We start from the raw sequence: 11,535 nt of genomic DNA on the forward strand, positions 1-11,535 counted from the left end.
AGGTGTGCGAGTGGGGTGGGCTCGGTCATTACCGTTGTCCTCCAACAGGAATGGCCCGTCGTGGTGACGGGCCATTCCTGATTCATGGGTCGGTGGTTTCCTCGGTCAGTGCTGTCTGCGCCGGGGCGAGAGCACCAGTAGCAGGCCGATGACGCTGGCGGCGATCACCACGCCCCAGCCGATCGGCAGGACGCCGTTGTCGGGGGTCGGTGCGCCGAGCAGGGCCCATACGCTCAGGGCCAGGGCCAGCAGGCCCGTGCACAGCAGCGAGAAGGCCGGGCGGCGCCGGGTTTCGGTCGGTTCAGCCACGATGCACCTCCGCACTACCCATCCGCACATCGACCCGCAGGTCGAGGACCGGTGCGTTCGGGGTCTGGGGCCCGGACAGCCCGTCGACGCAACTCGAGGCGTCACCGGCCCGGACGTCACAGGTCGTCCGCACCGTCATCGCCTCGGGCAGCAGCACGATCGCCTCACCCATGTTCACCGAGACCTCCACGGCCCGGTTCTCGGTGAGCGTCATGCCACGCAGATCCAGTGTGCCCGAACCCATGTTCACCGCGTAGCTCGGTTCGAGCTCGGTGACCGAGGTGGGCGCCCAGGTGCGTTCCCCCATGGTGGCACCGTCGAACTCGATCGGCCCGATCAGCGAGGCCAGCAGCACGAACCCGGCCAGCGGCGCGGTGAGCACCAGCAGCCCGTACCCGCGCCGCAGGAACGCGCCGACGACGAGCCCGAGCCCCACCACCGCCAGTGCGACGGCGGCGATCCGCGCCGGGGTCATCCACTCCACCCCCGACGCCGCGGCGGCCCCGGCGACGGCGGCGGCCAGGATGGCCAGACCGATGGTGATCGGGGTGAGCCGGGAACGCGGCCGTTTCGGCACCGGCGGTGCGGGCACCACCGGGGTGTACCCGAGGGGCGCGGGTTCGGGTAGCTCCCAGGCCAGCGGGGCGATGGCCAGGGGGTCCCAGCCCTGGGGGACCTGTGCGGCGAGCCGAGGGGAGGAGGGTTCCTTGCGCAGGACCGTGGTGGGGCCACCGGATTCCTCCGGGGTGTCGGCTCGCGGCGAATCCTGCTCGTGCTTACCGAGGTTCACGGGGGTGTCAGCGCTCGGCGAGGTGGTGGATATGTCGTGAAGCTGGTCCCGATCGGTGACGGACGTGTCCGTGATCCGCGCATCCGCCTCCGGATCAGCAGCTGAATCGGTTGCGGTGCCAGGTGATTCGGTCTCTGTGAGGTCCTGAGCCGCCGGGGCCGTGACGACTGCTTCGTCTCGCACCGTGTCCGGGGTGACGGACTGGTCGGAATCGGCTGCGGCGCTGGATGTTTCGCCGGACTCCGGGGCGGCAGCGGCGGCCGGAGTCGGCGTCGCTGCCGCGTCCTTGTGCAGGGCGACGGTTTCCGTGTGTTCGACCCGCAGGATCGGTGTGGATTCCGCGGTGTCCGTGCGGGTTTCCTCGCGGGGGATGACCGCGGTCGCCGGATCGGGGACGTAGGAGTCGGGGAGCTTGGTGTACGGCGTGTACATCCCGGTCGCCACATCCGGGCGGTAGGGGTAGCCGCCGAGGGGCGCGCCGGTCGGATAGCCCGCCGCCGGATAGGGGGCCGGCCGCACGGTCCGGTAGGCGTCGAATCCGGCGGGCAGTTCCGGATGACGCAGATAGAGCATCCACCAGCCCGCGAGCATCAGGCCCATGCTGAGCACCCCGGACCCGCCCATGCCGAACCCGATCGGCCCCATGGTCGACACCGCGATGGCCAGCGCCACGATCAGCACGATCGTCTTGGTCTGCGAGTGCGAGCCGTGCGCGTGGTGGTGCTCCGAGAGCGCCTCCGCCGCCGAGGCCTCGTTGCCCGCCGAGCTGAGCACCAGCCAGGCCAGCAGGTAGAGCACGATGCCCGCCCCGCCGAAAATGGTCGACACCACGAACGCCACCCGCAGCAGCACCGGATCCACGCCGTAGCGCAGCCCGAACCCCGCCGCCACACCCGCGATCGGTCCCTGCCGCGGCAGCCGGACGGGCCGCGTGTGCCACATCTGCTGGATCTGGTCGCCGAAGCTCGCTCTGGTCATGTTCTCCATGGTGGGCCCGACCAGCCCTTTCGCACATCGGGGTGAACCCTGAGAATTGCCCCGGGTCTCACACACACGGCGGCCGATACCCGACATTGGGCACCTGCCCCCGCCAGACCGCCTGCGTGAGCACCCCGGCCGTCCGCGCACAGATCCGCTCCGCCACCCGCTCGGCCTCGAGATCCCAGACCCCGACCTGCCCGTCGTCGGTGACCATGATCAGCCGGTCGCCGCGCGGGTGCAGGATCACCTGGCGATTGCGCCCGTCGGAGGGTCCGATCGCGCCACCGATCCGGCGGGGTGAATGCAGGTCGGTGAGGTCCCACAGGCCGGTGATGCCCGCGAAACCCGAGACGGCGATCGTGCGGCCGTCGGTCGTCGTCGAGGCCGAGGACAGCGGTGCGATCTCCGAGCGCGCGGAATCGATGAGCGGGGTGAAGGAGTCGGGTGTGTCGGTGTCCCACAGGACGAAGTCGTCGGTCCGGACGCTGGCGAGGGTGCGGTTGTCGGGGAGGAACTGTGCGGGCTGGAAGATGTCGTTGCCCGCGAGATCGGACTGGATGACCAAGCGAGGGTTGCGCGGGTCGTCCAGCGCCCAGATCTGGCGGACATAGCGCGGCGCCCAGTTGTCGCCGTTCTCGAAATACGTCAGTGCGGCCCGGGTGCCGTCGGGACTGAGCGTGCCGGAGTAGACCTGGCCGATGGGCGCGGTGATCGGGGCACCGGCAGGGAGGGGCCCGGCACGGTCGGTGACGTCCCACAGCCGCACCGATTCGTCGGAGGTGACCAGCATCCGGTTGCCGTGGACCGTCGAGTACCTGGCATCGGTGGTCGGCCAGGACGGCAACGTCCGGGGTGCGCGGGGATCGGTCAGGTCGAAGACCAGGCGCTTGGCTCCGGTCCGATCGTGTACCGACAGGGTGCGGCCGTCGGCGCTGAGCGCGGGTGCCGACCAGGCCTGGTCCCCGGGGATGGTCGTCAGCCGCAGCGGGCTGGGGCCGCTGGTATCCCAGACCACCACATCACCGGTGACCGTCAGCATCGCCATGCGGTCGCCGGCCCGATCGAAGACCGGCGTCTCCCGTGCACCCGGCACGGTGTCGACCGCCGTGCGTGGCAGCGACCAGCCGCGCAGCAGTCCGTCGGTGCCGCCACCGAACAGGATCGGTTCCCCGGGGACGAAGAGCAGTGATTTGGCGCCGCCTCGGCAGGGTGAGATCTGAGCGATCGGGCACAGGGCCGGGCTCACCGACAATCTCGGTCCGGCCTGGACCGGCCGGGTCGGGTCGGTGATGCTCCACACCTGTGCGGCCTGGTCGGAACCGATGGCGAGCAGGTTGCCGTCGTCCTCGAAGGCGAGCGCGGTCACCACCTCGTCATCGACCCGGATCGGAGCGTCGTGCGCTCGCGGGCGTGCCGGGTCGGTGATCTGCCAGAGGTGCACCCGGCTCGACGGGACGGTGGCTGACTTCATCACGCCGGTGCTCGCCGCCGCCAGCCGGGTGCCGTCCGGGCTGAACGCGAACTCCTGGAGGATGTCGTTCGGCCCGGTGGACATCGGCGGTCCGGCCGGGGTCGCGCCCGCACGGTTCCCGACGTTCCACAGCTGCACGGTGTCGGGTTGGTCGGGGCTGCGCAGGTCGATGGTCCCGACCGCCACCATCGCAGCGCGCGGCGCGAACTGGACGGTGTGGATGTCGCCGGTCAGCGCGGTGGTGAACATCCGCGTCGGCCTGGACCGGTCGCCGATGTCCCAGAGCGTGAGGCCGAAGTCGTCGGTCGCGGCCAGCAGCTTTCCGGTCGGATCGACGGCGATGGATGATCCGCGTACGAGGTCGAGCGTGTGCAACAACCGGGGCGCCCGTGGGTGGGCGAGATCCCAGATCTGGACTCCACCCTCCCCTTCGGTGACCGCGTCCGAGCTGCCGGGGACAAACACCAGCTGATCGGCGGGGAACCGGTCGACAGCGGGGATCCGCTGGGGCCGGGCAGGGTCCTCGATGGTCCAGAAGGCGGTCTCGCCACTCTGATCGATCGAGGCGAGCAGCTTGTCGGTAGTGCGCAACGCGAGCCGCTCGACGCTCCAGCTGTGCGCCGCCACCGTACCGGCCAGCGGCATGTCCTGACTGTTCAACAACTGGGTCCGGGTCGCCTCGTCGGGCCGCATCCGATAAGCCGCCAACAGCAACTGCGCCGCCAGCGACGGATCGGTCGTCCGGTTGCGCTGAGCCGCCGCCACCAGCTCGATGTAGTCCCGGTCCGCCGTGCGCTGATCGGCCAGCCGGCTCCGGTCGACGGCCACCACCCCGGTCCCCAGCAGGGCCAGCACCACCGCCGCCACCCCGACCCGCCATCGTCCACCGATCCGCGCGGCCCGCTGCGACGCGTGCAGGAACGCGTCCACCCGCACGCTCAGTGCCGCACCGCGCGTGTGCTCACGCGCGCTGTCGAGCCTTGTCCCGCGATACAGCAGCGCCGAATCACGCGCGGCCGCATCCCATTCCGCCGCGTCGCGTTCCAGCCGCTGCCGGACCAGGTGCCCCACCCGGTCGGTCTCGATCCAGCCGCGCAGGCGGGGCCAGGCGGTCAGGACGATCTCGTGCGCGAACTGCACCGACTCCGTGTCCAGGGCCAGCAGGCGGGCGGCGGCGAGGATCTCGAGCACTTCGGCGGTGGCGGCCGGATCGGCGCTGCGGGCGAGCAGGTCGGCCCGGTCGACGGTGCGGCGGGTGTCGCGGGAGTCCTCGCCGACGGTGACCAGCGAGCCGAGCAGTTCGTGGGCGGCGTCCTGCTGGGCCGGGGTGAGTTCGCTCCAGGCCAGTTCGGCGGTCTCGGCGACCGACCCGGCCACCCCACCGGCCTTGCGATACCCGGCGACGGTGAGTTTGCGCCCTTCGCGCTGCTGCCAGGTCGCGGCCATGACGTGTGAGAGCAGTGGCAGCGCGCCGGGGTCGTAGCCGTCGGTGCTGGTGTGCCCGCCGAGCCCGCGCAGTTCGGTGCGGACCAGTTCCTCGAGGCCCTGTTCGAGGGTCAGGCCCGCGGCGGCGGCCGGGCCGGTGATGGCGCGCGAGATCTCGTCCATCGACATCGGACCGAGCAGATAGTTGTTGCGCCGCAGGCTCTCCCGGAGCACGGGATGGTGCAGGCAGCGTTCGTAGAAGTCGGCGCGCAGGGCGGCCACGACGGTGATCGGGCGCTCGGCCCGGGTGGTCAGCGTCGCGAGTTCGGCCAGGAAATCGGCGCGTTCGGTGTCGTCGCGGCAGAGGGTGAACAGTTCCTCGAACTGGTCGACGATCAGCACCCGCGGATCGTCGGCGAGGGCGGCGGTGAGCCCGGCCGACGGTGTGGTGCCGGGTGTCATCGCAGCCGTCGGCACGTCCAGGGCGGGGCGCAGGCCCGCCGCCAGCAGCGAGGACTTGCCCGCCCCGGACGCGCCGATCAGCACCACGATGCCGGTGCTGTCGCGGACCAGGTCGACGAACTCGGCGGTGGCCTGCTCGCGGCCGAAGAACAGCGCGCGTTCCTCGGCGCTGAAGGCGCGCAGGCCGGGGAACGGGCAGGTGTCGCCCGCCCCGGCGGCCGCGGTCCAGGTCACCGATTCCTGCCACAAGCGCTGCCATTCGTGCGGGTCGGCCAGCCGGCGCGGCAGCTCACGCTGGGCCTTCTTGGCCAGCTCGGCCAGGGTGAGCACCACCGGCAGCAGGGATTCGAAGCGAGCGGGCACGTTGCGGCCTGCTTTCCAGTCGCTGATCCGCTGGGCCGACGGTGTGCTCGCCTGGGTGCCGCGCATGCGCCGCTCGGTGGCCGCGGCGACGCGCCGCAGCGTCGGATTGCCCGCCGCGGCATAGAGTTCGGTGAACCGCTGGGCGAAAAGCGCGCGCGGCGAAGAACTCTCCGGATCGATGTTGGTCAAGGAACCCCCCGTTCGATGAAAACGACCGGGAGGAATGATATTTGGTCGAGCGGGACCCGGCACACGGCCGGGTCCCGTTGCGGCTCACAGGAACATGGTGTCGCCGAAGACCGAGGTGGTCGCGGTCACCGAACCCGAGGTGGCGGTGACGGTCGCCCACGAGTAGATGTTGAGCGGTCCCGCGCAGTTGCCCACCATCAGATGGAAGTCGCGGTTCACCAGGTAGGTGGTGCCGGGATCCAGCGCCCGCTCGCCGACGTCGATCTTCTTGATCTCGCCCGGCGCCAGCGACAGGCTCAGGTCCATGCCCGCCGAGATCGACGGGCCGATGTCGACCGAGGCGTCCGGACCCGAGGAACCGAAGCCGATCGAGCCACCGGCACCGACCGAGACGCCGCCGTCCAGGCCGACGGTCAGGGTCAGGTCCACCGCGCAGGCGACGAAGTAGCCGGAGGTGAGATCGCCGGTCGCGCCCGGCGCGGTGACGTAGACGGTGTTGTCGAGGAACACTTCCCGATTGGTCGGCATGGCGTTGAGCGCGGGCACCTGCCGGTAGGACTCGTCGGTGTGCCCGATGGTCAGCGCGAAGCCGTCGGGCCCGTGGTAGGTCGTCTCGTGCGGTGCCATCGGCGTGGCCGAGGCGATCGGTGTCATGCCCAGAGTGCTCAGCGCGATCGCGGCGGTCCCCAGCACGGTGGTGGTGATGTTCACTGTTCCTCCCCGAAGTGATGGCCGTGATTTCCGGCCCGACATCAAGGTAGGAATCCGGGCTGAGCTCCGGTCGGCAGCCGAGCTCCGGATCGGCTGAGAATCGCAGGTGAGAAGGCTGTGACCGGTTTTCCGGTCCGGCCGCCGGTGCGCCGGTGACGGCACCGGACGCGCTCGGTGAATGTCCAGCTCAGCAGGGATTTCTGGCCGGACCGGACAGCGATGTCCCAGTTCAGCGCCGGATCGCCGGTCTCGGGGAGCAGATCAGGGACTTTCCTGATGTCGGCACCCCCTCGCGCGTGCCAGTATCGAGAGCATGGATCCGTCTGTTCCCGCCCGTGCGGCCGCCCAAGGACAGCTCGGGTTCCGTGGCGCCCCGGGGAATACCGCGCCGGTCCCGCCGGAGGGTCCGGGGGCCGCGCGATTCGGCGGGAACCAGCGGGCGAACTGGCCGTCGGCGCTGATCGGGCGAGCCGTCACGCAGCAGTACCCCTACCGCCCCGCGCCGGGCTATCCACCCCCCGGCTACGGCGTGCCGCGCGGTTATCGGCCCGGGATGCTGCCGGTGCCGGGGCCGCCGCCGGTGAACCGTCCGGTTCCCGAGCTGCCGCGGCTGGTCCGGCGCAGCGGCGGCCGGGTGGTCGGCGGGGTCGCGGGCGGGCTGGCCGACCATCTCGGCGTCGACGTGTTCAAGGTGCGGATGGCGTTCGTGCTGCTGTCCGCGCTGGTCGGCGCGGGCCTGGTGGCCTACGGCCTGCTGTGGATCTTCACCCCCGGCGGCGCCGACGCGACCAAGCCGACCGGTGACGAACGCAGGCAGGCGATCGGCCTGGCCCTGCTGGGCCTCGGCCTCACCGCCACGGTGTCGTGGCTGTTCCAGGGCACCGCGGCGCGGGTGATCGTGCCGATCGTGGTGGTCGCGGTCGGTGCGGCGCTGGTGTGGCGCGAATACGACGCCGCCGCGCCCGGCCCGCGCGCCCTGTTCGGGCTGCCCGCGCGGCCCTCGGTGGTCACCTGGTCGCGCATCGTGGCCGGGGCGACGCTGATCGTGGTCGGGCTGGGTGTGGTGGTGCTGGCCCGGATCGACCTGAGCTCGCTCGGTTCGGCGCTGATCGCGGTGGCGGTCACCCTGATCGGCGCGGGCCTGCTGACGGTGCCGCTGTGGCTGCGCATGGTGCGCGCCCTGGACGCCGAACGCGGCGCCCGCATCCGCAACGAGGAACGCGAGGAGATCGCCTCGCACCTGCACGATTCGGTGCTGCAGACCCTCGCGCTGATCCAGCGCCAGGCCGAGGACCCGCAGGAAGTGCTGCGCCTGGCCCGCAGCCAGGAACGCGAACTGCGCAAATGGCTCTTCGACGACACCGCCCCCGCCCAGTCCAGCCTGGCCGCCGCGCTGCGCACCATCGCCGGGGAGGTGGAGGACCAGCACGGTGTGAAGGTCACCCCGGTCACCGTCGGTGATGTGGCGATGGACCCCGGCGACACCGGCGCCGGGCTGCCCAAGGAACACTTCACCGCCCTGCTCGGCGCCAGCCGCGAAGCGCTGGTCAACGCCGCCAAGCACGCGGGGGTCCCCGAGATCGACCTGTTCGCCGAGGCCGAACCCCATCAGGTGAGCATCTTCGTGCGCGACCGCGGCAGCGGCTTCGATGTCGCCGCCGTCGCCGAGGACCGGCGCGGCCTTGCCAAATCCATTCGCGCCAGGATCGAGCGCCGCGGCGGCACCGCCGAGATCGACTCGACCGTCGGGCGCGGCACCGAGGTCCGCATCGTGCTGCCGCGCTCGGACTCGGGCACCACCGGCCTCGACGAGCCCGCCGACCCGGTCGCCGCGCAACCACCCGCCGACGGGTGACCAGCGGTCCGGGACCCGGTGGCGCCCAGCCGGATCGGGGCCGGTGTGGTACCGATGAGGGCAAGTCGCCGGGATGAGGGAGAGCTGTCAGTGAGTGTGCGGGTGTTTCTGGTCGACGATCACGCGGTGTTCCGGTCGGGGGTGCGCGCGGAGCTGAGCCGGGAGACCGATATGGAGATCGTCGGCGAGGCCGGCGGGGTGGCCGAGGCGGTGGCCGGGATCGACGCCGCCCGTCCCGATGTGGTGCTGCTGGACGTGCACATGCCCGACGGCGGCGGGGTGGCGGTGCTGACCGGGATCGCGGCCGGGCCGGTGTGTCTGGCGCTGAGCGTCTCCGATGCCGCCGAGGACGTGATCGCGGTGATCCGGGCCGGTGCGCGCGGGTATGTCACCAAGACCATCTCCGGTGCCGAACTCGCCGACGGCATCCGCCGGGTGGCGGGCGGCGACGCGGTGTTCAGCCCGCGCCTGGCCGGTTTCGTCCTCGATTCCTTCACCGGCCGCTCTCCGGTCCCCGAGCCGCCGCTGGACCCGGAACTGGACTCGCTCACCCCGCGCGAACTGGAAGTCCTGCGCCTGCTGGCCCGCGGCTACACCTACCGCGAGATCGCCGAGACCCTGTTCATCTCGGTGAAGACGGTGGAAACCCACGCCTCGAACGTGCTCCGCAAAACCCAGCAGTCCAACCGCAACGCCCTGACCCGCTGGGCCCACCGCAGGCGAATCGAGTAGTCACATCACCGCGATGATGATCGCGATGAGCAGGACCAGGCCGATGAGGACGCCCGCGCCGATGGCGAGGGGGGCGCCGTTGGGGAGGTTGTCGATGAAGCTGCCGGTGTTCTGGCGGCGCTGGGCAGCGGGGGCGGGTGCTGCCGTGGGGGTGCGCTGGGGGCGGGGCAGGGGGGCGGCGTGGGGGCCGCGCAGTCCCGCGGCGGAGTTGCGGGCCGCCCAGGACGGGATGGTGCCGTCTTCGGTGCGCAGCGGCACGCCGAGGATGTAGGCGCCGGTGCCGGGGCCGAAGGCGGCGGTGAGGATCTCGTCGCGGGCCTCGGCCATGGTCGGGCGACGCTGGGGGGCGGGCTCGAGCATGTGCAGCAGCGGCTGGGTGAGGATGCCGCTGCGGGTGGGCGGGATGATCTGGCCCATGGCGGCCCGGGTGACGACGTCGTTCTCGTCGTCGTCGAAACCGAACGGCGGCTGGCCCTCCAGCGCGGTGTAGAGGGTGGCGCCGAGGGAGAACACATCGCTGGCGGGGGTGGGCGTGGCGCCGCGCGCGACCTCGGGCGGGAGGTAGGCGGGGGTGCCGGTGATCACGCCGTCGGGTTCGTCGCCGGTGTCACCGGCGCCCCGGGAGATACCGAAGTCGCTGAGCTTGGCCAGGCCGACGCTCGCGCCGCGGTCGGCGACCAGGATGTTGCCCGGCTTGATGTCGCGGTGCACGATGCCCGCGGCGTGCGCGGCGGCGAGCGCGTCGGCCACCTGCGCACCGATCTGGGCGACCTCGACCGCGGGCAGCGTGTCGACCATGGCCAGGGCCTTGGCCACGCTGCGCGAGGGTAAGTGCTCCATGACCAGCCACGGCTCGCCCGCCTCTAGCACCACGTCGTAGACGGCGATGGCGTGCTCGTGCGAGAGCTTGGCCGCCACCCGGCCCTCGTGCACCATGGCGGCGCGCAACCGCTCGGCCTCGGCTTCGCTGAGCCCCGCCGTGGACAGCACCTGCTTGATCGCGACATCCCGGTTCAGCAACCGATCGGTCGCGAGCCACACCGCGCCCATGCCACCCCCGCCCAGCTTCGACTGCAGGCGGTAACGGCCCGCGACCAGATAGTCGGGGCCGATATGGGGGCGAGCACGTTCGGTCACGGGTGCGAGGGTAGCCGAATATGCCGCTGACTGGCCGCTATCTCTACTGCCGGGTATCACGCGCGCGCACCCGTCCCGACACCCGATCCGATCGTGGACCCCCGCCGCGGAGCCGGTCCGGGGTGCGTGTCACCCTGGTCGCTATCGAACGTATATTCGAATATGATCGATAGCTGGAACAGTGCTGGAGTTCCGGTACCGGGTGGTTCCCGGGTGCGGGTCCATCGTGGAAGTAGGTGGTGTTGATGGGTTCGTCGCCGGATCGGGCCGCGCGGGAGCGCACGCTCGACGAGCTGCGCAGACGGATGGCCGCGGTGCCGGGGCGCGGGGAGTCCGCGGCCGCCCGCACCCCTCGTGACCAGCCGTTGAGTCGGGAAATGCTGCCCGTGCCGCCACCGCTGGCCGAGCTGTTGCCCGACGGTGGACTGCCGAAGGGCGCGGTCGTCGCCTACTCCGGCGCGCATTCGCTGCTGACCGGTCTGCTCGCCGCGGTGACCGGTGCGGGCGGGCACGCGGCGGTCGTCGGGCTGCCCCGGCTGGGTTTGCTGGCCGCCGCCGAGATGGGTGCCCAGCTGTCGCGCCTGGCCGTCATCCCCGATCCCGGCCCCGACCCCGCCGAGGTCGCCGCCGTGCTGCTCGACGGACTCGACCTGGTGGTCCTCGGCCTCGACGGCTTCGCCGTGCCGCCTGCCCGCTGCCGGGTGCTGGCCGCCCGCGCCCGCAACCGCGGCGCCACCCTGATCGCCGCGGGCGGCACCTGGACCGATCCGGCCCTGCGCCTGGACTCCCGCGTCACCGGCTACCGCGGCCTCGGCGCGGGCCGCGGCCGCCTGCGCTCGGTCTGCCTCGACGTCCGCGTCAGCGCCAAGGCGGGCCCACCCCGCCACGGCCGCATGGACCTGTGCGCCCGCGCGGGCCACACCGAATGGCAGACCCGCGAAACCGTCACCGGCGCCACCGAATTCACCGCTCTACACGAAGCGGTGTCATGAGCACGGTGTGCGACCGTGAGCCCGTCCGCCATCCGGCTCGCCCGCCTTGGCTCGGCGGACAGCTGGTGGGTCGTTCGAAGGCCGCACCGTGACCGGGCGTGATCGGGTGCTCGCGGTG

The 11,535-nt window shown here is 71.7% G+C and carries 8 protein-coding genes; 3 read left to right on the plus strand and 5 right to left on the minus strand.

Annotated elements, in window-relative coordinates; translation table 11 throughout:
- Nucleotides 1-105: 105 nt before the first annotated feature.
- The 4 genes from ACFC06_RS22820 to ACFC06_RS22835 all read right to left on the minus strand — a co-directional run bounded on the left by ACFC06_RS22820 (nucleotide 106) and on the right by ACFC06_RS22835 (nucleotide 6,701).
- Nucleotides 106-309, minus strand: a complete 204-nt coding sequence (locus ACFC06_RS22820; protein ID WP_375934586.1) for a hypothetical protein — start codon at nucleotides 307-309, stop codon at nucleotides 106-108.
- A complete protein-coding gene (locus ACFC06_RS22825) occupies nucleotides 302-2,077 on the minus strand; it encodes a PspC domain-containing protein (protein ID WP_375934589.1) in 1,776 nt (591 codons plus the stop codon). Before ACFC06_RS22825 ends, ACFC06_RS22820 begins: the two co-directional genes overlap by 8 nt.
- A gap of 67 nt (nucleotides 2,078-2,144) precedes the next feature.
- A complete protein-coding gene (locus tag ACFC06_RS22830) occupies nucleotides 2,145-5,990 on the minus strand; it encodes a hypothetical protein (RefSeq protein WP_375934592.1) in 3,846 nt (1,281 codons plus the stop codon).
- 84 nt (nucleotides 5,991-6,074) lie between these two features.
- Nucleotides 6,075-6,701: an MspA family porin gene (locus ACFC06_RS22835; RefSeq protein WP_375934595.1), complete on the minus strand. Its 627-nt coding sequence runs from the start codon at nucleotides 6,699-6,701 to the stop codon at nucleotides 6,075-6,077.
- 553 nt (nucleotides 6,702-7,254) lie between these two features.
- Here ACFC06_RS22835 and ACFC06_RS22840 point away from each other — a divergent pair.
- The gene (locus tag ACFC06_RS22840) at nucleotides 7,255-8,556 is read left to right on the plus strand and encodes a PspC domain-containing protein (protein ID WP_375935707.1); all 1,302 of its coding nucleotides are present in this window, start codon (nucleotides 7,255-7,257) and stop codon (nucleotides 8,554-8,556) included.
- A gap of 54 nt (nucleotides 8,557-8,610) precedes the next feature.
- A complete protein-coding gene (locus ACFC06_RS22845; RefSeq protein WP_375934598.1) occupies nucleotides 8,611-9,288 on the plus strand; it encodes a response regulator in 678 nt (225 codons plus the stop codon).
- Here the strand turns inward: ACFC06_RS22845 and ACFC06_RS22850 are convergent, their stop codons facing one another.
- Nucleotides 9,289-10,425 carry a serine/threonine-protein kinase gene (locus ACFC06_RS22850; RefSeq protein WP_375934601.1) on the minus strand — a complete coding sequence of 379 codons (1,137 nt, stop codon included), beginning with the start codon at nucleotides 10,423-10,425 and terminating at the stop codon, nucleotides 9,289-9,291. It lies immediately after the preceding gene.
- Between the two features lie 245 nt (nucleotides 10,426-10,670).
- Here ACFC06_RS22850 and ACFC06_RS22855 point away from each other — a divergent pair, with 245 nt between their 5' ends.
- Nucleotides 10,671-11,417, plus strand: coding sequence for a hypothetical protein (locus ACFC06_RS22855; protein ID WP_375934604.1), 747 nt, complete (start codon nucleotides 10,671-10,673; stop codon nucleotides 11,415-11,417).
- Nucleotides 11,418-11,535: the final 118 nt, after the last annotated feature.

This window comes from Nocardia sp. NPDC056064 (assembly GCF_042266925.1).
Classification (GTDB): domain Bacteria; phylum Actinomycetota; class Actinomycetes; order Mycobacteriales; family Mycobacteriaceae; genus Nocardia.

Coding starts and splice junctions, on each gene's coding strand:
- ACFC06_RS22825 (WP_375934589.1), bottom strand. CDS start 2,077: ATGACCAGAGCGAGCTTCGGCGACCAGATCCAGCAGATGTGGCACACG.
- ACFC06_RS22840 (WP_375935707.1), top strand. CDS start 7,255: ATGCTGCCGGTGCCGGGGCCGCCGCCGGTGAACCGTCCGGTTCCCGAG.
- ACFC06_RS22845 (WP_375934598.1), top strand. CDS start 8,611: ATGAGGGCAAGTCGCCGGGATGAGGGAGAGCTGTCAGTGAGTGTGCGG.
- ACFC06_RS22855 (WP_375934604.1), top strand. CDS start 10,671: ATGGGTTCGTCGCCGGATCGGGCCGCGCGGGAGCGCACGCTCGACGAG.